The sequence below is a fragment of the Allopontixanthobacter sediminis genome, from assembly GCF_009828115.1.
In the GTDB taxonomy this organism is placed as follows: Bacteria; Pseudomonadota; Alphaproteobacteria; order Sphingomonadales; family Sphingomonadaceae; genus Allopontixanthobacter; species Allopontixanthobacter sediminis.
On record NZ_WTYL01000004.1, the window covers coordinates 65094 to 85665 of the forward strand.

Genomic DNA, 20572 nt, shown 5'->3' on the forward strand with positions numbered 1-20572 from the left:
GCCTCCGGGTCCTGATACCATGACGCTTTCGATCTGTTCCGCGTCGGGCAGCCGCTCGGTCGAAATTCCGGTCCCGGGAAAGGAGCAGGAATTTCCCGCACCGTGTCCGGCAAAGGCCTGCCATGCCGGATGCAGCCGCAGGGATTTTGATTCAGCGCAATGACGGCAGCCGGCCTTTTCGGTCACAACCCGGGCATGTGGCCATATCATGCAGATCTGCTCGCGGTGCCGGTACCGCGCTACACCAGTTTTCCCACCGCCGCTGAATTCGGTGACCTTGAGGCTGGAGATTACGGCACGGCGCTGCAGTCCGTGTCGGGGGACATATCGCTCTATGTCCACCTGCCGTTCTGCGACAAAATCTGTTTCTATTGCGGGTGCAACACCGCGGCTGTCGGGAAGCGGCAGCGGCTGCAATCCTACCTCGACGCGCTGCACCGCGAAATTGAAACGGTTTCCCGGCTGCTACCGTCAGGCGTAAAAATCGGGCGCGTAGCGTTCGGCGGGGGGAGCCCGAACGCGATCGATCCGACCGACTTCGTGCGACTGGTCGATGCACTGACCATATCTTTCGGCCTTACCAGTCCGATTTATTCCATCGAACTCGATCCGCGGACGATGACGGAGGAATGGGCCTCCGTCATCGAGGCGGTCGGGATCGAACGGGCCAGCCTCGGGGTGCAGACCTTCGCCGCGCATTGCCAGAAACGGATCGGACGGGTGCAGCCGGAACAGCTGATTCTGCAGACCACCGACTGGCTGCGGGAAGCGGGGGTCGGTTCGCTGAATTTCGACCTGATGTACGGCCTGCCCGGCCAGACCTGCGGCGACCTGCTGGATAGCCTTCAGCGCACGCGGGTGCTTGGCGCGGACCGGATCGCCTTGTTCGGCTACGCGCACGTGCCCCACATCGTGCCGCGACAGAAGGCCATCGAAGCGGCCGGACTGCCGGATCAGGCGGAACGGTTTGCGATGGCGCAACTGGGTTACGGCTATCTGGTCACGCACGGGTACACCCCGGTCGGGTTCGATCACTTTGCCAAGCCGGGCGGTGATCCGCTTGCCCACGCTGCGCTGTCAGGCAGGCTGCACCGCAATTTCCAGGGTTTCACGGACGACGCTGCGCCGAACCTGATCGGCCTCGGTGCGTCGGCCATCAGTTCGTTCCCCCACTTGCTGGCCCAGAACGAGAAGAACAGCGGGCGGTACCGGATGATCGCCGAAGCGGGGAAGCTGGCGGCCAATCGCGGCGTTCACCGCTCCCCCGCCGATCAACTGCGCGGCGGCATTATCGAGGCACTGCTGTGTTCAGGCAACGCACCGGTGCCGGCGGCGCTGGAGCAGGAAACGCGCGAAGCCCTGCGGCCCTTCATCGAACGCGGGCTGGCGTCGATGCAGGATGGACACCTGACCATCGACGCCGACGGACTGCCCTATGCGCGGACGATCGCTGCCTTGTTCGACCCTTACCGCCAGCACGCGCAGCGCCGGTTCAGTTCGGCAGTCTGAAATCCCGCCATTCAGGCCGGGCGGCGTGCGTATAACCCGAACCCGGCGATGATGGCGTAGCAGACGACCGGGATCACCATGGCCAGCGCGAGGTTACCGCCGGTCGCATCGGCCATCACGCCATAGAGCAGCGGCACGACCGCCCCTCCGAAGATAGCAACATTGATGATGCCCGAACCATCAGCCGCTTTGCTGCCCAGCTTCTCGCAGGCGAGCGAAAAGATGGTCGGAAACATGATCGAGTTCATCAGGCCCACCGCCAGCAGGGTGTAGCCAGCAAGTTCGCCGGTAGTGTTCGTTGAAATCAGGACCAAAAGGATTGCACCAGTTGCATTGAAGACAAGGATTTTTCCCGGGCTAAATTTTCGCAGCGCCGCAGAGCCGATGAAGCGACCGAGCATCGCGCCACCCCAGTAGAGGCCGATTAGCCATTCCACAGCATTGGGTTCGGCACCGACAAGGCCGTTGAGGAAAGCGGTTATTGGCCCACCATTCGCCATCACATGATCTTGCAGAAGGTAATTAATGACGATCGAGCCGATTGAGACTTCCGCCCCGACGTAGAGGAAGATGCACAGGGCCCCGTAGCTGAAGCGGGTACGCTTCAGCAGGGGATTGTCATACAACCAGAGAGCGGGCGCGAGCAGGATAACCAGCACACCCAGCCAGCCGTTGACCTGGATAGCGAGGAATACGCCCAGCGCGGCGAGCGCGAGGCCGATGAGGTAGCGATTGTTGGAAACCAGCTCGCCGTCACCCATCGTCCTGACATCGTGCGGCAAGCGGTTGCGGAACAGCCAGACAGCCACAGCCACCAGCCCGATCAGCGCCGCGACCCCGAGGTAGCCTTGCCAGATCGCCTCGCTCTCCGCAGCCCGATAGGCCTGCAGTTCGGCCCCCTGCAGCTGGTCGGCGCTGAAATTGGCCAGTGAGCCTAGGATGACCGCCGCGCCGACGATGGGAAACACGGTGGTGCCAAGAGAGTTGAACGCCTGTGCGAAAGTTAACCGGCTGTGGGTGGTCTTAACCGGACCGAGCAGGCTGATCAGCGGGTTGGCCACGACCTGGACGATCACCACGCCGCTGGCGAGGATGAACAACGCGAACAGGAACAGGGCATAGGTCGCGGTCTGACTGGCGGGTATGAACAGCAGGCAGCCTGCCATCATGGTGACCAGCCCGGCCACGGCACCGCGCATGTAGCCGATGCGCTTCACCAGCCGCGCGCCGGGAATGCCGATCAGCAGATAGGCGGCGAAGAAGCAGAATTGCACCAACATCGCTTCGGTGTAGGAAAGCGTGAACAGCTCCTTGAGCTTGGGGATAAGCACGTCGTTTAGCGAGGTGATTCCGCCGAAAATGAAAAACAGACCAAACACGAAGTACTGCAGGCCCGGCGCATCGATCGGCTGGCCGTCCTCCTCCATCGGTATCGTGTCGCTGCTCGTCGCAAGTTCTGGTGCCAACGCCATTATACTCTACCCTCCCACATTGTTCAGACTATCGGCTAATGCCGTTAGCGCATGATGTAACCGGTTGCACGCCGATTTCACTTGCGCCATGTCTGCAATTGGATCGGGGCATATCCCCGATATCGGATAACGGCAATAGGCCGGAAAGATATGGAAAATCATGTTTGAATCGAAGGCTTCCGGAAGTGCATCCGCGGTTCTCTCGGTGGCCGCCGCGCTGATGGCCGGCTTGGTGTTGGCTTTACCGGTCCTCGCTGCCGACGAAACCGAATACCGCGAGTGCTCTCCGGAAGGGACCGTCTGCTTCGTCCTTACAACCGAAAACCAGGTCGCGACCTACCGCGTCGAACGCGGCGGCGAGGATGTTATCGCTCCTTCGAGGCTGGGCTTCATGTTGCGCGGTGCGGGCAAATGGGAACATGGCATGACGCTGGGCGAGCCAACCCGCCGCAGCCACCGCGAAACATGGGAACAGCCGTGGGGCGAAAGCCGCCTCGTCACCGACCATTACAACGAAATTGCCGTCCCGATCACCGAAGGCGGCAAGACGGGCCGCACCATCAATTTGACCGCCCGCGTGTTCGAAGGCGGGGTCGGCTTCCGCTTCGGATTTCCCGATCAGTCGCAACTGAGCGATGTGATGATCGACGAGGAAATGACCGAGTTCACGATCGCCGGGAAGGCCGAGGCGTGGTGGGTTCCCGGCGGCGAATGGAATCGCTACGAATACCTCTACAACACGACGCCGGCGAATGAGGTCACTACCGCGCATTCACCGATCACCTTCCGCCGCGAAGATGGCCTGCATATCGCCATCCACGAGGCGGCGTTGGCCGATTATTCGGGCTTCTGGCTGCAGCGGCTCGACGGTCAGCGCTTCCGGACCCGGCTCGCCCCGTCCTCCCAGCCGTGGAAGGTGCGCCGCGCCGCGCCGTTCACCACGCCGTGGCGGACCATCCTGATCGCGGAGGATGCGCCGGGCCTATATGCCGCTTCGGACATTATACTGAACCTCAACGAGCCCAACCGGCTCGGGGATGTGAGCTGGGTGAAGCCGCACAAATATATCGGTATCTGGTGGGGGATGCACCTTGACCAATGGAGCTGGAACGACGGGCCCAAACACGGCGCGACTACGGAAAACACGCTGCGCTATATAGATTTCGCGGCCGAACATGGTTTCGGATCGGTGCTGGTCGAAGGGTGGAATCAGGGTTGGTGGAGCGAAAGCGGCCGCAATTTCAAATTCGCCGAGGCCTATCCCGATTTCGACATGGACCGCATCGCCGCCTACGCCAAGGCGAAGGGCGTCGAGATCATGGGCCACCACGAGACCGCCGGTAACGCCGGGCTTTACGAACGCGAGCTGGAGGAAGCCCTCGATTACTACCAGCGCCACGGGGTGCATGCGGTCAAGACCGGCTATGTAGCCGACGCGGGCGGGGTGCTGCGCGAGGATCCGGACGGCACCGAGCAATGGGAATGGCATGACGGGCAATATATGGCGCGGCACCATGTGTTGGTGGCGGAGCGGGCTGCCGCGCACCGCATCGCGGTCAACGCGCATGAGCCGATCAAGGACACCGGCCTCCGCCGCACTTATCCCAACCTGCTGACGCGGGAAGGTGCGCGCGGCACCGAATACAACGCCTGGGGCGAGCCGGCCAATCCGCCGTCCCACGAACCGACGCTGCTGTTCACCCGGATGCTGTCGGGCCCGTTCGACCTGACGCCGGGCATCGTCAGCCTGGAAGGGCGCGGCGGGCGGGCGATCCCCAACACCCTGGCCCGCCAGCTGGCCGATTACGTGGTGATCTATTCGCCAATCCAGATGGCGGCGGATTTGCCGGAAAACTATGTGAAGCATCCGGACGCGCTGGCCTTCATCGAGCAGGTCCCGGTCGACTGGGAACAGACACGGGTGCTGGACGGGCGGATCGGCGAGTTCGCAGTCGTGGCGCGGCAGGTACGCGGCGGCAAGGACTGGTGGATCGGCGGGGTGACGGACAGCAAGCAGCGCGAGGCCGTGATCGATCTCGGATTTCTCGAACCCGGCAAGCGCTACATTGCTGAAATCTGGCGCGATGGCCCGGGCGGCGGGATCGACGGGGACCGTTTTGCTATGGTCCGGGAACGCCGCACGGTCACCGCCGGAGACACCCTGACACTAACGATGGAGTCTGGCGGCGGGTTCGGGATGTCGCTCGTTCCGCAGTCCTGAAGCGCTGGAGTTGGATCGCGATCAGTGCGCGTGATGGCCGGCCCCGGCAGCCGCCTCCGCATCGCGGCGCCCCTTGGCCATGGCTGAAGCGAGCGCCAGCGGCGCATCGACCGCAGGGCCGCTGTCGTCCTGATAGCGGGCGCGCAAACCCTCGAGCCGTTGCTTTAAATCGGCCACCAAAGACCGGACTTTCGGGTCGTCGATCCGGTTATGCATCTCGGCGGGGTCGGCCTGCAGGTCGTAGAATTCCCAGGCGTTGATATCGCCGTAGAACCGGATCAACTTGTAGCGTTCGGTGCGGACACCGTAGTGTGCGCGCACCGCGTGAAAGCCGGGATATTCATAATAATGGTAGTAGATATCCTCCCGCCAGTCCGCCGGGGGTGAGTTATCGAACACCTCGCGCAGGGTGCGGCCCTGTATGCTTGGCTGCTGCGCCAGTCCGGCAAGCTCGAGAAATGTTGGCGCGTAATCGACGTTCTGCACCGGAGCAGTCACCCGTGTGCCCGGCGCGATATGGCCGGGATACTGGATCAGCAGCGGGGTGCGCAGCGATTCCTCATACATGAAGCGCTTGTCGAACCAGCCGTGTTCGCCGAGGTAGAAGCCCTGGTCGGACGTATAGACGACGATGGTGTTTTCATCGAGACCATTGGTTTCCAGCCAGTCGAGCACGCGGCCGACACTGTCATCCACCGCAGCCACGGTGCCGAGATATTCGCTCATGTAACGCTGGTATTTCCACAGCGCCATGTCGCGCTCGCTCATGTCGGCGGCGTTCATCGCGTCGTTGCTCGGCTGCAGCGCGCTGAAATATTCCGCGCGCTGCTGCGGCGTCATCCGCTCGAAATCGTTCTTCCACGGGTTCTCGCGCAATTCCTTCGAGCCGACCCCGGTGGTCATTTTCAGGTCATGGCCTTCGAACATGTCGCGGTAGATGTTCATTTCCTGCGCGTCGGCCGCGCGCCGTCCATCGTAATGGTCGAAATAATTGGTCGGCACAGGAAATTCGGTGCCGAGATATTTCTGCAGATGACGGATGGCGGGCATGAAATTGCGGTGCGGCGCCTTGTGATGGATGAGCAGCGCGAAGGGCCGATCCGGGTCGCGTTCCTGTTCCAGCCAGTGCAGGCTCTGGTCGGTCACGATATCGGTGGCATAACCTTCCACCGCGCTGCGCCCGGTCGGGGTGATCACGTCGGGATTGTAGTATTTTCCCTGGTCGTCGAGCACCTTCCAGGTGTCGAAACCCGCGCCCTCGGGCGAGTAATTGAGGTGCCACTTGCCGAACAGCGCGGTCTGGTAACCCGATTGCCCAAGGGCGCGCGGCCAGTTCCACCGCGAATTGTCGTATTTCTGGCCGTTCCGGGTGAAGCCGTGCATGTGGCTGAATTGCCCGGTCAGCATCGTCGCCCGGCTCGGCCCGCACAGCGAATTGGTTACGTAGCTGTTTTCGAACAGCGCCCCGCGCTGCGCGATACGGTCGATATTCGGCGTCGGGGCAATCCGCGATACGTCAGATTCGTAAGCGGAGACTGCCTGATAGGCGTGGTCGTCCGACATGATGAACACGATGTTCGGACGGGATTGCTGCACGAGCGGCGCGGGCGCGGCGGCGATCACCGGGGCGGCGGCGGTGGGCTGTTCCAGCGTGGTACAGCCGGTTACCGACAAGCCGGCCGCGGCCGCAGCAAAGGCAACAATCCGGACCATTCCGCTACTCCGTGATGGTGAACCCCACCGGGACACTGGCGGCCGCACCGGAAACCGGCGCGATCCACAGCTGGAACTCCCCCGGTTCCCAACCGTGGCTCATATCGGCGCGGGTGAAGGCTAGGTCTTCGGGACGCAGGGTGAAGGTGACCGTGCGGCTTTCTCCCGGGGCGAGGGTGACCTTTTCGAAGCCTTTCAATTCCTGCACCGGGCGGGTGACCGATCCGACCAGGTCGCGGACATAGAGCTGGACCACTTCCTCGCCTGCAACCTTGCCGGTGTTGGTGATCGTCGCGCTAGCCGTGAGCGAACCGCCCGCGGTCATGCTGGCGGTGCTCAACGTGGCCGGCGAATAGCCGAAGCTGGTGTAGCTGAGGCCGTGACCGAAGCGGTAGAGCGGGGTGTTCGGCGTGTTGAGGTACCGCGACACATATTTCGCGTTGTCCGCGCCCAGCTCGATCGGCCGGCCGGTGTTCTTCATGTCGTAATGGATCGGCACCTGGCCGACGTTGCGGGGGAAGGTTACCGGCAGCTTGCCCGACGGGTTGTAATCACCGAACAGCACGTCCGCGACCGCGTGACCGCCCATCGTGCCGGGATACCAGGCATGTAGGATGGCGGGCACGTTTTCATCCGCCCAGCCGATGGAATTGGGGCGTCCGCTCAGCATCACCAGGATCACCGGCTTGCCCGTTGCGACCAGGCGTTCCAGCAGCGCCTGCTGGTTGCCGGGAAGGTCGAGCGAGGTGCGGCTGGCCGCTTCCCCGGTCATGTCCCATTTCTCGCCCATCGCCGCAATGATCACGTCGGACTTTTGTGCGAGCGCCAGAGCTTCAGCGAACCCGTCGTCCTTGCCCGCGTCGCCGTAGGCATAGCTCGCGCCCTTGGCATAACCGATGTTCACACCGCTGGCGGCGCGTTCGCGGATGCCTTGCAGAATGGTCACCGGGCGCGTGCTGCGGTCACCGGCGGCGGACCAGCTGCCGATCATGTCTTCCTTGCTGTCGGCCAGGGGGCCGATCACGGCGATGGACTGCGCGGTGGAAGCGAGCGGCAGGGCGCCGCCTTCGTTCTTCAGCAGCACCATCGACTTGCGCGCGACATCGCGCGCTGCCTCCAGGATGTCGGGGCGGTAGATTGTTGCTTCCTGACGTTCGACGTTCGAATAGCGATAGGGGGCTTCGAACAGACCGAGGCGGTATTTCATTTCCAGGATGCGGCGCACCGCGCGGTCGATGGCGGCTTGATCGACCTTGCCTTCGCTGACCGACTGCGCGAGGTGGTCCATGTAAACCGCGCCCTGCATGTCCATATCGACCCCGGCGTTCAGCGCCTGTTCGCCCGACTGCTTGAGGTCTTTCGAATAGCCATGCGGGACCATTTCGTTGATCGAGGTGTAGTCCGTCACCACGAAGCCGTCGAAGCCCCACTGGTCACGCAGGATGTCGGTGAGAAGATACCGGCTGCCACTAGCCGGAATGCCGTCGACTTCGTTGAACGAGGTCATGAAACTGCCCACGCCCGCATCGACCGCGGCCTTGAACGGCGGCAAATATACGTCGCGCAGCGTCCGCTCGCTGATATCGACCGTGTGATAGTCGCGCCCGGCCTGCGCCGCGCCATAGGCAGCGAAATGCTTGGCGGTGGCGACCACCGTATCGGTCGCGGCGAGGTCGTCACCCTGATAGCCCCGAACGCGGGCGGCAGCGATCTTGCTGCCCAGGTGGACATCCTCGCCAGCGCCTTCGGAAATGCGGCCCCAGCGCGGATCACGGGCGATGTCGACCATCGGGGAGAAGGTCCAGTGGATACCTTCCGCGCTTGCTTCGACCGCGGAAAGACGGGCCGCTTGTTCGATCGCCGCCAGGTCCCAGGACGCCGCTTCGCCCAGCGAAATGGGGAAGATGGTGCGGTGACCATGGATCACGTCGTAACCGAACAGCAGCGGGATCTTTAGGCGGGTTTCGTCAACCGCCAGGCGCTGGAGTTCCGCCGTATAGGCTGCGGTGTAGGCGTTGAAGATCCCCCCGACCCGGCCGGAGCGGATGTCCTCCTTGTAGCTGTCACGCATCGTCGGGCCGGTCGATTCCCAATTGCTGGTCAGCAGGGTCAGTTGGCCGATTTTTTCCTTGAGCGTCATCTGCGCCATCAGGTCGCTGATGAACGTGTTCATTTCGGGATTGCTACGCGCCCAGTCCGGCTGCGCCTGTGTCACGGGAACTGCGGTGCGGTCACTTGCCGGAGCGGCTGTGACTGGCGCCGCGGTGCCGGTCATCGGCGTCGTGGCGCAGGCTCCCAGCAGCAGTGATCCAATCGCTGCGCAACTAATTGTCGCTACGAACTGGCGGGCTTTTCGCATTCAATCCTCCCTGGTAATTTTTATTCCGCACGCAGCCGGCCGGCAGTTATTCCGCAGTAGCGATGCGCGATTCAAGCTTGCACGACGAGGCTATACAGTCGATATGAAACCGGTTACAAGTTTATTTGCAAATTGAATGGACCACCGGGATCCGGGGGAAGTTCGACAGAAGTCCCGACATACAGGGGCAATGGTGGGAGGAGTACAACATGTTCATTTCGCTTGGTAATCGCACATCGGTGACTGGCCGGCTCGCGGCTGCACTGATTCTCGGCACTGCGACGGGCGCTCTGGCTGTCGGAATGGCGGCCCCGGCCCACGCTCAGGACGCCAACGCCAACCTGCGCGGATCCGTAACGCTCAACGGCGCGCCGGCAGCCACCGAGGTCGTCGTGATCGACGTGAACTCCGGCTTCCGCCGTACGGCGACCGTCCGCCCCGACGGCAGCTTCGATGTTCCTTCGCTTCGGCCGAGCACCTACCGAATCGAGCTTCAGACCGCGGAAGGCGTGAAGCGGACGGACGAATTCACCCTGATCGCCGGCCAGAACGCCGTGCTGGACTTCGATTTCACACCGGAAGAACAGGCCGCCTACGATACCGGCGAGATCATCGTCACCGGCAGCAGGCTGAAATCCTTTGAAGGCGGCGAAGTCGGGGTCAACATCACCAACCGCGAGATCGAGCAGCTTCCCCAGAACAACCGTAACTTCCTGGCCTTCGCTGATCTCGCTCCGGGCGTCCAGTTCGTGACCGGCGCCAATGGCCAATCCCGTCTGCAAGGCGGCGCGCAAGACAGCCGGACTGTGAACATCTTCATCGATGGGGTGGGCCAAAAAGATTATGTCCTGAAAAACGGCGTCACCGGTCAGGATTCTACGCAGGGCAATCCGTTCCCCCAGCTGGCCGTCGGCGAATACCGCGTAATCAGCTCGAACTACAAAGCGGAATTCGACCAGGTCAGTTCGGTCGCGATCACGGCAGCGACAAAATCGGGCACGAACGAATTCCACGGTGAAGCCTTCGTCGATTTCACGAACCAGTCCCTGCGCTCGCGGACGCCGGTCGAAGACGCCAGCCTGACGCGCGAGAAGTCCAAGACGCGGGACTTCCAGTTCGGCGGCGCCCTGGGCGGACCCATCGTCAAGGACCTCGCGCATTTCTTCGTCACCTATGAGGGAAAGCGGCAGCAGGTTCCCGTCGAGATTTTCCCCGGAATTACCGATAACACGCAGAATCTCCCGGCCTCGTTTGCGGGTGAATTCGGGAATTTCAACCGGACCTTCAACGAAGACCTCTACTTCGGCAAGATCGACATCCTTCCGACCGACAAAGACCTGTTCGAGGCATCGCTCAAGGTCCGGATCGAAACCGGCGAGGGGATCAACAACGGTTCGAACCTGCGTGAAACGGCGGTCAACCAAGGGATCGACGAGTACCGCGGCTTGCTTCGGTGGGAGCACCGGTCCGACAGTTTTGTGAACGACCTGAAATTGACCTATGAAGATGTCAGCTGGTCGCCAAATCCGGTCCTGTTCGAGAATGCCAGCGTGTTCCAGGATGCGCAGGGCCGTCAGATCATCCGCACCGGAGGAGGGGCGAACTTCCAGGACAAGGGCCAGACGGGTTACGGTATCCAGAACGATTTCACCTATTTCGGCCTCGAGGGACACTCGATCAAATTCGGCGCGAAAGCCAAGTGGGTGGAGCTGAATTCGCTATCGCTGATCAACACCAACCCGGTGTTCGTCTATAATACGCAGTATAATCCTGCTGCGATGAACAACACCGGCACGTTCAACACGTCCGTTCCCTATCAGGTCCAGTTCGGCTTTGATTCCGGTTTGGGCGGCGATCCTGTCGTCACCTCGAAGAATTTCCAGCTAGGCCTGTACGTCCAGGACGATTGGGAAATAACCGATCGGTTGACGCTCAATCTCGGTATCCGCTGGGACTACGACCGGACCCCGCAATACGTCGATTTCGTAACCACGCCGAGCGCCATCCAGGCCGTGTCACCAGCCAATTACCCCAACCTCGTCAACGCCGATTACGACATCAACGATTACATCAGCGATGGAAGCCAGCGGAAGACCTTCACGGGTGCGTTCCAGCCGCGGATCGGTTTCAGTTACATTCTCGATGAAGAATCCAGCTTTGTCCTGTTCGGCGGGTTTGGCCGGTCGTATGACCGTAACCAGTTCGATTTCATCCAGCAGGAAACCAGTGTCGGGGCGTTTTCGACCCGGACTTTCCGGTTCCAGGTTCCGGGCGACACCCGCAACACTTGCGTACCGAGCCCGACCTGCGTTGCATGGGATCCGATCTATCTGACCGAAGAAGGCCGTACACAGCTGGTGAACTCGGTTGGCCCGCAGGGCGGAGCGGAACTGCGCTTCATCAACAACGATCTGAAAGTGCCGTATTCCGACCAGTTCAGCCTCGGCCTGCGCCGCCGGTTCGGCCTCGTCGACGGCGAAGTTGGCTATCAGCATATCGAGAGCCGTGACGGCTTTGCCTGGCTGCTGGGCAACCGCCGCCCCGACGGTTCGTTCTTCGCGCCCGCTCCGGCCAATCAGGATTCGCCCTTCGGTTTCGCGCCCCCGGGCCGCGGCGCGATCATCCTGGGCGACAACGGTTTGTCGACTTCGGCAGATTCGGCCTATCTCAAGCTGACCAAGCGCTATTCGCCCAGCTCGCCGTGGAATGTCACCGCCACGTACACCTACACCGAAGCGGAGGAAAACCGGGCCTTCGGAGAGACGTTCTCGCTCGATTTCCCGACGATCGCCGATTATCCGACGCTCCGGTCCTCCGGCGTTTCCCGCCACAGGTTTGTGGCAGCCGGTGCCGCCGACCTCCCGTGGGACTTCACGCTGTCGGCCAAGGTCACCTTGGCGTCCCCGCCATATCTCAAGGGGTTCAGCACTGGCCCTAATGGAGAGCGGATTATCCTGGGTACGGTGGGTGATAATACCGAACGATTCCCGTTCATCGTCACTGATACCTGGGCCCTGCGCCAGGTTGATCTGGCATTGACCAAGTACATCACACTCGGCTTCCTCAACGAAGATGCCCGGATCAGGTTGCGGGTCGATGCGATCAACGTCTTCGATTACAAGAACTTCACCAACTATAACGGGAATGCCCGTGATGTGGTGGATGATGCCAACGGCGTGTTCGGCAGCCTCACCGGTCTTGGTACCGGCGGCAATCCGCCGCGGACGTTCAAGTTTTCGGCAGGCTTTTCTTTCTAGCGTGTCGATTTACTGCCGCGGTCCGACCCTCCCCGGGCCGCGGCAGTTTTCAATTGCATAAGGATATCTGATGGCTCGCAGCCTGTTCGTATCGCTGTCGGCACTCGCGCTGGCCTCCTGCGCCCATTTGCCGGCAAGTGAAACGGCAGCCAGCCCCCCGCCTGCGGCAGAGAAATCCGCGCAGGAGGCCTTCTCCGAAGACTTGACCCGGCGCACGTTCCAGTATTTCTGGGATACTACCGACACCGAGCGCTGCCTTGCGCCCGATCGTTGGCCGACGCGGAATTTCTCGTCGATCGCGGCGACCGGTTTTGCGCTGACCGCTTACGGCGTCGGTGCCGAGCGCGGCTATGTTTCGCGTGCAGAAGCGGCCGAGCGGACCCGCGACTGCCTCGCGTTCTACTGGGACGCCCCTCAAGGTCCGGCGGCCAGCGGCGTGACGGGGCACAAGGGCTTCTTCTACCATTTCCTCAAATATGACGACGGCACTCGCCACGGGACCACCGAACTTTCGACCGTCGACACCACGCTGTTCCTCGGCGGCGCCCTGTTCGCCCAAAGCTATTTCGACCGCAATGATCCGGTCGAGGCGGAGATCCGCGAGCTTGCCGATAAGATCTACACCCGCGTCGAATGGGACTGGGCGCAGCGCAACACCACCGGGACGCAGGCGATCAACCTCGCCAATTCGCACGGCATCGCGATGGGCTGGAAGCCGGAAAAGGGCTGGGAGCCAGCGGACTGGATCGGCTATAACGAAGGCATGCTGGTCTATGTGCTGGCGCTGGCCTCCCCCACGCATCCTGTCGGCAAGGACGCCTGGGACAAGGGCTGGGCGGCCAAGCTCGAGGAGGATTGGGGGACGTACTATGGCTATGAACATCTCCAGTTCGAACCCTTGTTCGGCCATCAGTACAGCCATGTCTGGATCGACTTCCGCGGCATCCAGGATGACTTCATGGCAAAGAAGGGCATCGATTATTTCGAGAACAGCCGCCGCGCCACGCTGAGCCAGCAGGCTTATGGCGCGGACAATCCGAACAACTGGAAGGACTACAGCGGCGATATCTGGGGCTGGACTGCGTCGGACGGGCCGAAATATTCCAAGGACGAATATACGGTCAATGGGAAGCCGCGTAGCTTCTACACGTACATGGCCCGCGGCGTCAGCGCCATTCGGGTGCGCGACGATGGCACCATCGTTCCTACCGCTGCCGGCGGCTCGATACCCTTCGCGCCCGAAGCCACCATTCCTGCGCTGATGGCGATGAAGGAAAAATACGGCGAACGGCTCTACGGAAAGTACGGATTCAAGGACGCGGTCAACCCGAGCTTCACCTTCGTGGAGGCCGGTTCGCGCACGGGCCAGACCGACCCCGTAAAAGGCTGGGTAGCGACCGATCACCTTGGGATCGACCAGGGTCCGATCCTGGCAATGATGGAAAACCACCGCAGCGGGCTGGTCTGGCGCACCATGCGAAAGAACCCGCATATCCGCCGCGGGCTGGAACGGCTCGGTTTCGAAGGCGGCTGGCTGGAAAAACCGGCGGAGTAAACGTTACGGCGCCTGCAAGGTCCAGCTGACGCTGTCCTCTACCCGTTCCGTACCGAACGCTGCGCTCGCGGTTATCCGGTTTTCGCCCGCCACCAGCGTCACTCCTTCCCGGGTGCAAACCCGGTCGACGCAAGGCGCACTGCCGATGGGCTCGCCGTTCAGCGAAATATCGACCGAAGTCGCGTTGGAATAAACCTTGATCCGGGTCACCGGCTCGGTGCGCTCGACGAAGCGGCGGCTGGTGATGTGCACGACCGGTGCCGCGCTCCACTGCGCCTTGTAATAGAAGAACGCGTCCTTCCGGATCGTCCGGTCGAAACTGACCAGCCCCTTGGTGTTGATGTCGGTCGCATCGCCTTCCTGCCGCACCCGGCTGGAAAAATCGAACATGTTCCAGATCCAGCTGCCCCACAGATAGTCGCGAGAGCGGATTTGCGGCCAGCTCTGTTCGTGCAGCCAGCTTTCGAATTCCTCTGGCTGCGGCCGACCGGTGACGTTCGTCGGACGGCCTTCGGGGTGACCGCTATGCTGGGTCAGCGCGCCGCCGGCACCGTATTCGCTGACCGATAGCGGCACGTCCGGGTGGCGGGCGTGGAGCATGTCGAGGTGCGGGCCGAGGTCCTCCACCTTGCCGTAATACCAGCCGAAATAGCGGTTGTAGCCCATCAGGTCGGCCTCACCCGTGAGCACCGGCAGGTAGTCGGCCTTGTCGCCGGGGGTGGCTTCGCAGCAATCGGCCAGCACGGTCGGGCGTGAGGGATCCTCGCGCTTGGACAAGGCGTTGAGCTCGCGCAGCAGCGGACGCGCGTCCGCCTTGGGGCCGAGCCGCTTGAAGGCCAGGTCGATATCCGCCTCGTTCCCGATTCCCCAGGTCACGATGGAGGGATGGTTGAAGTTCTGGCGGATCATCTCGGTCATCTGCTGCCGCGCATTCGCGGCAAGTTCAGGGGACGCGGGCGCATCGCCGAACGCCACCTTGTTCACGAACGGCACTTCGGCCCACACCACCATGCCGTAACGATCGGCGAGGTCGAACCATTGTTCCGCCTGCGGGTAATGCGCCACGCGCACGCTGTTCGCACCCATCTCGGCGATGATCGCCATGTCGCGTGCGTTGTCCTCCTCCGTCAGGGCCCAGCCTTTGCCGAGGTGATCCTGGTGCCGCGATACGCCGCGCAGCCGCAGCGCTTCGCCATTGAGGAAAAAGCCCTTGTCGGGATCGAAGCGGATCGAGCGGATGCCAAACGGCTTCTCCACCCGGTCGAGCGCGCGCCCGCCGTCCATCAGAGTGGCTTGGAGGCGGTAAAGATACGGGTCCTCGAGCCCGTTCCACAGCCGAGGGCGGGCGACGGCGAGATTGCCGCGCGCTTCCGTCTGACCCGGCGTTAGCGCGATGGAGGTTTTCGCCACCGGCTTGCCGTCGGCACCGAGCGCAGCGAACTGGACGCTCTGTCCGGCCTGCGCCTGCTCCACCCGCACCAGCACCGCTATGGCGGCGGACCCGTCGGCGGCGACAGATGGTACCGCATAAACACCCGGGCCGCCTGCATCGGTCAGGTCGATGTGGCTGTGCGGCACCGAGATAATACGCGCGGGACGGTAGATGCCGCCATGGATGAAGAAATCGCCGAGCAGCGGGATGACATGCTGGGTGCTGCTGCCCGGCTGGGGGTCGCTGTTATCCGCGCGCACCAGCAGGACGTTGTCGCTGGTGAAATCGAGCCCGTGCGTCAGTTCGAACCGGAAGCGGGTGAAGGCGCCGGAATGGCTCCCGAGATGCTGGCCGTTGAGCCAGACGTCGGCAACATTGCCCACCGCGTCGAACTCGATGAAGTGGCGCTTTGCGGGATCGAGGTCGGCCCCGTCGATCACCCGCCGGTACCACCCCCGGCCCTGCCGGTTGTCGGTCGCTTCCGTGCGGCCGATGCGATATTCCCCGAGCCGGTTCCAGGTATGCGGCAGCGTCACAGTCTGCCACACGGACGGTAGCGCGGACCCCGCATCGGACGGGGACCATTCGTCATTGTAGGCGAATTCCCAGTCCTGCGGCAGTTCGGTCACGTTGCGCATCGCGGCCCGATCGAGCTGCGGGCTGGATGTCGTAGCGCAACCGGCAGCTGTCAGCGCTAGCAACAATGCGAACAGCATGGCGGCGGAGCGGTTCACGGGCGGGTTAACGTCAACTCGGCCAGCACCGGGTAATGGTCCGATGGCAACCGGCCGCCCCAATGCTGGGTGATGACGGCGTGGCTGGTAACCTGGAAACGGGGACTGACGAAGATGTGGTCGATCGGTTCCACCGCATCGGCATCGATCCGGAACCCGGTGAAGGTTCCCTTTGGTCCATAAGGAGCAGAGGCACTCAGGTTCCGCGCATCGGATAGCGACGTTGCGCCGGTGTCCGCCAGCAGCCGGTACGGTTCACTGCCGGTGGGCGAGTTGAAATCGCCCATTACTATCGCGGGCAGCCCCGCATCGGGGCCGGCCTTTACCCACTCCCCGATCAGCCGCGCACTATTAGCCTTGGCAACCGCCCCGACGTGGTCGAAATGCGTGTTCAACACGCGGAGCGTTTCGCCCGATTTCCGGTCTCGCAACACCGCCCAAGTGGCGATCCGCGGCAAGGCGGCGTCCCACGCCTTCCCCGGCGTTTCCGGCGTTGGTGAGAGCCAGAAGGTGCCTGACCGAACAAGCTCGAAACGGTCACGGCGCCACGCGAGCGGCGAGAATTCGCCGGCCTCCCGTCCGTCATCGCGGCCCGCGCCGATCATGGCATAATCCGGCAAGGCGGCTTCAAGTTCGCGCTTCTGGTGAAGCAGAACTTCCTGCATCCCGAGCAGGTCAGGCGCTTCGCGGCGGATCAGTTCGAAGACCAGCTCCTTGCGCTGCGGCCAGGCGTTCGCCCCGTCACTGGGCAGGTCCAGCCGGATGTTGAACGTCATCGCGCTGATCGGGGCCGGGGTATCGGTCGCGGCTGCGATACCGGGCCGAGCGCCGGCATGGACGCAGCCGATCAGCAGCAGGGCGGACGACAGGGCGACCAGCGCCCCGAGGACGCCTCTCCTATTCACCGCCTTGCATCCGGCGCTGGGACAGCAGCCACAAATACAATTCAGGATCTTCATAGGCCGGGTCCCACGCGTTGTGGCCCAAGTCGGGGTAGATGGTCAGTCGCGACTTGCGGCCTTCGCAGGCGCGGATCGCACGCGCCATCGCGAAGCTCCCTTCAGGTACCACCACATCGTCGCGGTCACCGTGAAACGCCCAGACGGGCAGGTCCTTGAGCGCGCAGGCGGTGTCCGCAACGCCGCGGCCGGCAACCGGGGCGAGGGCGGCAAAGCGTTCCGGTTCGGCTGCCGCCCATCGCCACGCGGCATGGCCGCCGCGGCTGAGGCCGGTCAGGTAGATGCGGTCCGGATCGACCGGCAGGGTTGCCGTGACATGATCGAGGATCTTGTCGAGCTTGGCGATGTCCCAATCCTGTTCAGCCCCCAGCAGCGGCGAGATCAGGATGAATGGAAAGTCGGGGTTGCGGTCGGCGTGCTTAGGCGGGCCGTGAACCTTGACCCGGGCCACATCGTCGCCGCGTTCACCCGAACCATGAAGGAAGATCATCAGGGGCCATTTGGTCTGTTCCCCGTCGTCGCCAGCTTCAAGCCCGCGGGGAATGAACAATTGGTAGGGATAGCCGGTTTCATCCAGTGGTTCTTGCGGATGCTGTCCGTGCTGCGGCTCGTCCGCGGCCGCAACCGGCATGGCCTGCAAACCGGCGGCCAGCAGAAACGAACACAGGGCCAGTCTGGCCGTTGATAAAACCGGGTTGCGCATTGCCAAATAAACTCCCGTCGACTGTTATTGTAAGCGGTTACATTGGCAGCTTGGTTGATCGTGCGCGAGAAGGCAATCCGTTAAACCGGTTCGGTGGAACTTATTGTTCGGGAATGCCTGCGGTGGAAGCCCGGATTGCCAGGGTCGGCGCAATAACGAGGCCGTCGGACGAGGACAGCGCTTCTCCCCTGAGGATCCGCAGGAGCATCAGCGCGGCAGCAGATCCGAGCCGGGTGATATCGGAATGCACCGTGGTCAATTGCGGGGTGACATAACGGGTGAGCGGAATATCGTCGAACCCGGCGATCAGAACGTCGCGGCCGATTTCCATACCGTTTTCGCGCAGCTCGGCCATCAGGTCGACCGCCATCAGGTCGTTCCCGGCGAACACCGCGTCGAACCGGATATTTCCGTCGAGCAGGAAGCGCGCTGCACTGCGTCCGGCGTTTTCGCGGAAGTCGCCCGGCAGGATGGTCGGATCGGTAATTCGCAACCGCTCCTTGAGCACGTCGCAATAGCCGCGCTGGCGCTCGCTCGCGTCGCGGTTGCTGACCGGACCGGCGATGTGGACGATGTTGCGCGCGCCGCGTTCGATCAGATGCTCGGTGATCAGACGCGCCCCGGCATAATTGTCCACCGTGACGAACGGCGTGTGCCCGTCGACTGCGCGTGCGTTGAGCAGCACCGTGGGTAACTGTTTCGACAGCGATCCGGCCATTGTCTCGGCACTGGAGTTTGGCGGCATCACCAGCAGGCCGTCCACCCGCCCGCGCATCGCCCGGATGGCCTGGCCGGTTTCTTCCGGACTGCCGTGCATATTGCCGAGCAGCAGGTTCTTGCCCGCGCGGTGCACCACCACGTCGATCCCGCGGATCATCTCGGAGAAAAATTCGCCGAACAGGTCGGGCAGGATTACCCCGATCGTGTCGGTGGTGCGGCGAGTGAGGTTGCGTGCGCCGCTGTGGGGAACGTAATCGAGACGGACCGCAGCGGCCTCGATCTTCTCGCGAGTTTCACGCGTTACATTGGTCAGGCCGTTGAGGGCGCGCGAGGCTGTCGCGACGGAAACTCCGGCCTCTTTTGCTACTTCCCTGATGGTTACCATATGTGTGCCACGCGGCCCCTTTAGCCAAATCGCAATGGGACGCCAACTGTTCAGAAGTTACCTGCCGGATATTCCCTATGTTTCCCGCATTGTTGCGAGCAGGATGCAGGACATCACGGCCAAAGCGGCCAGCAGCAGGAACAGTGCCTGGAAACCGAAAACCGGCACCAGTGCAAGCGCCAGCCACGGCATGATCAACGAGGGGACGGTGTTCGTTAAGTTGAACACGCCAAGGTCCCGGCCCCGGGTCTGCGGACGGGGGAGGACGCGCAGGGTCTGGCTCGAATGGAGCGACAGGAACACCCCGGTCAGCACGCCGAACACGGCAAATCCGCTGACCGCCATCGCGGCGCTATCGGCCATCGCCATCCACACCAGGCCCACCGCGCCGCCGCCCGACAGGACGGCGAGCGGCAGGATCGGCCGACCGGCACGGTCCGACCAGCGTCCAACATAGACCGCAATCGGCACCGAAATGACCAGCACCGTCGTAAACAGCCGCGCGGTATCGTTGTCGGTGATCCCCTCGTCGATACTTCGCAGCCACAACAGCAGGAATGCGAACAGCGCCGCTTCGGCGATCTGGATCAACAACCGGGCGAACCACATGCGGCCCACGGCGCTGCCGCGGGCCTTGCGCCCGGTGGTCCCCGGCCCAGTGACCACTTCGACCCGCAGTTCCTTCTTCGGCTTCATAAGTTCCGGCATCGGCGCGGGATTGCCGAAAAACACGACCGGCAGCACCAGCCCAAGGACGATGACCGCTACCATGACCAGCCGCGTGTCCGCACCGGCAAGACCGGGGATGGTGACGACCGCACCGACCATCGCTCCGACCGCCGGGGCCGCCGACAGCAGACCGCCCAGCGTCCCCTTCTGGCTGTCGGGAACACAATCCCCCGCCCATGCGCCCAGCGGCGCCAGCATCATGTTGACCGCGGTCTGCCACAGCACGATCATGACCAGCAGGCCCGCAATCGACGTGATGTATTGCATGCCCACCAGGAGCACGCTGGACAGGAGCGCGCCCGCGACGATCCATTCCTTCCGCCGGGAGGAACGGTCGCTTATCCAGCCGAACAGGATGTTGGCCGCACTGGCCGCACACGCCCCGGCAAAGGCGGCGTAGGCGAGCACCTGCAGCGCGTCGCCCTGCCAGATCACGCCGGCCCTTACTGGCAGCAGCAAGGTCAGGAACGGCGCATAGGACGCCGAGCCGCCCGCAGCCGCCAGCGCATAGAGCAGCAGGAAGCGCCGCGACTGCAATCCGGAGACGGCGCGATCAGACAACGGCGCGGACCTGCGTATTCGGTTTAGCCCGCATTGCGGCGTTCCTTCCCCCATGGTTTCGGGGTGGGCTTAGCTTCCTTGCCGAAAAGGGCTAGCGATTTGTCCCGGCTTCGGAGTCTCTTGTCGGCGCTGTGCCTTTTTGGTCAGACACGGCAGTAGTTTGATGGTAGAACCGGCAAGGTCGAGCCATTTCTGACCGGATATTCCCGGCGGCAATGGATTGTTTGCAATGGCAAAAGAATAGAGCGCGGCGCGATTAATGC

Annotated in this window: 12 protein-coding genes; 4 read left to right on the top strand and 8 right to left on the bottom strand. The window is 62.8% G+C overall.

The window, feature by feature from the left end; all coding sequences use genetic code 11:
- Window positions 1-195: 195 nt before the first annotated feature.
- Complete coding sequence (locus GRI65_RS14020) at window positions 196-1509, top strand: radical SAM protein (RefSeq protein WP_160757293.1); 1314 nt, start codon at window positions 196-198, stop codon at window positions 1507-1509.
- An 11-nt stretch (window positions 1510-1520) separates the two neighbouring features.
- Here GRI65_RS14020 and GRI65_RS14025 read toward each other — a convergent pair whose 3' ends face one another.
- Window positions 1521-2981 carry a sugar MFS transporter gene (locus GRI65_RS14025; RefSeq protein WP_160757215.1) on the bottom strand — a complete coding sequence of 487 codons (1461 nt, stop codon included), beginning with the start codon at window positions 2979-2981 and terminating at the stop codon, window positions 1521-1523.
- Window positions 2982-3141: 160 nt separating this feature from the next.
- Between GRI65_RS14025 and GRI65_RS14030 the strand changes: the two genes are divergently transcribed.
- Window positions 3142-5202, top strand: coding sequence for a glycoside hydrolase family 97 protein (locus GRI65_RS14030; protein WP_160757216.1), 2061 nt, complete (start codon window positions 3142-3144; stop codon window positions 5200-5202).
- 21 nt (window positions 5203-5223) lie between these two features.
- Here GRI65_RS14030 and GRI65_RS14035 read toward each other — a convergent pair whose 3' ends face one another.
- On the bottom strand, window positions 5224-6915 hold the full coding sequence (locus GRI65_RS14035; protein ID WP_160757217.1) for a sulfatase family protein: 1692 nt from the start codon (window positions 6913-6915) through the stop codon (window positions 5224-5226).
- A gap of 4 nt (window positions 6916-6919) precedes the next feature.
- Complete coding sequence (gene bglX, locus GRI65_RS14040; RefSeq protein ID WP_202391348.1) at window positions 6920-9274, bottom strand: beta-glucosidase BglX; 2355 nt, start codon at window positions 9272-9274, stop codon at window positions 6920-6922.
- A gap of 209 nt (window positions 9275-9483) precedes the next feature.
- Between bglX and GRI65_RS14045 the strand changes: the two genes are divergently transcribed.
- Both GRI65_RS14045 and GRI65_RS14050 read left to right on the top strand, forming a co-directional pair.
- On the top strand, window positions 9484-12531 hold the full coding sequence (locus GRI65_RS14045; protein WP_160757218.1) for a TonB-dependent receptor domain-containing protein: 3048 nt from the start codon (window positions 9484-9486) through the stop codon (window positions 12529-12531).
- 70 nt (window positions 12532-12601) lie between these two features.
- The gene (locus GRI65_RS14050) at window positions 12602-14086 is read left to right on the top strand and encodes a glucoamylase family protein (protein WP_160757219.1); all 1485 of its coding nucleotides are present in this window, start codon (window positions 12602-12604) and stop codon (window positions 14084-14086) included.
- A 3-nt stretch (window positions 14087-14089) separates the two neighbouring features.
- On the opposite strand, the gene GRI65_RS14055 is transcribed toward GRI65_RS14050, so the two are convergent.
- The 5 genes from GRI65_RS14055 to GRI65_RS14075 all read right to left on the bottom strand — a co-directional run bounded on the left by GRI65_RS14055 (window position 14090) and on the right by GRI65_RS14075 (window position 20309).
- Window positions 14090-16252, bottom strand: coding sequence for a glycoside hydrolase family 2 protein (locus GRI65_RS14055; protein WP_332872664.1), 2163 nt, complete (start codon window positions 16250-16252; stop codon window positions 14090-14092).
- Window positions 16249-17157 (bottom strand): endonuclease/exonuclease/phosphatase family protein, encoded by a 909-nt coding sequence (locus GRI65_RS14060; RefSeq protein WP_160757220.1) that lies wholly within the window; start codon window positions 17155-17157, stop codon window positions 16249-16251. The genes GRI65_RS14055 and GRI65_RS14060 overlap by 4 nt, the downstream gene beginning before the upstream one ends.
- A complete protein-coding gene (locus tag GRI65_RS14065; protein WP_160757221.1) occupies window positions 17150-17914 on the bottom strand; it encodes a carboxylesterase family protein in 765 nt (254 codons plus the stop codon). The genes GRI65_RS14060 and GRI65_RS14065 overlap by 8 nt, the downstream gene beginning before the upstream one ends.
- A 100-nt stretch (window positions 17915-18014) precedes the next feature.
- Complete coding sequence (locus tag GRI65_RS14070; RefSeq protein ID WP_160757222.1) at window positions 18015-19019, bottom strand: LacI family DNA-binding transcriptional regulator; 1005 nt, start codon at window positions 19017-19019, stop codon at window positions 18015-18017.
- A 75-nt stretch (window positions 19020-19094) separates the two neighbouring features.
- A complete protein-coding gene (locus GRI65_RS14075) occupies window positions 19095-20309 on the bottom strand; it encodes an MFS transporter (RefSeq protein ID WP_232844191.1) in 1215 nt (404 codons plus the stop codon).
- Window positions 20310-20572 lie beyond the last annotated feature (263 nt).

Coding starts and splice junctions, on each gene's coding strand:
- GRI65_RS14070 (WP_160757222.1), bottom strand. CDS start 19,019: ATGGTAACCATCAGGGAAGTAGCAAAAGAGGCCGGAGTTTCCGTCGCG.
- GRI65_RS14020 (WP_160757293.1), top strand. CDS start 196: ATGTGGCCATATCATGCAGATCTGCTCGCGGTGCCGGTACCGCGCTAC.
- GRI65_RS14045 (WP_160757218.1), top strand. CDS start 9,484: ATGTTCATTTCGCTTGGTAATCGCACATCGGTGACTGGCCGGCTCGCG.
- GRI65_RS14065 (WP_160757221.1), bottom strand. CDS start 17,914: ATGCGCAACCCGGTTTTATCAACGGCCAGACTGGCCCTGTGTTCGTTT.
- GRI65_RS14025 (WP_160757215.1), bottom strand. CDS start 2,981: ATGGCGTTGGCACCAGAACTTGCGACGAGCAGCGACACGATACCGATG.
- GRI65_RS14050 (WP_160757219.1), top strand. CDS start 12,602: ATGGCTCGCAGCCTGTTCGTATCGCTGTCGGCACTCGCGCTGGCCTCC.
- bglX (WP_202391348.1), bottom strand. CDS start 9,274: ATGCGAAAAGCCCGCCAGTTCGTAGCGACAATTAGTTGCGCAGCGATT.
- GRI65_RS14035 (WP_160757217.1), bottom strand. CDS start 6,915: ATGGTCCGGATTGTTGCCTTTGCTGCGGCCGCGGCCGGCTTGTCGGTA.
- GRI65_RS14030 (WP_160757216.1), top strand. CDS start 3,142: ATGTTTGAATCGAAGGCTTCCGGAAGTGCATCCGCGGTTCTCTCGGTG.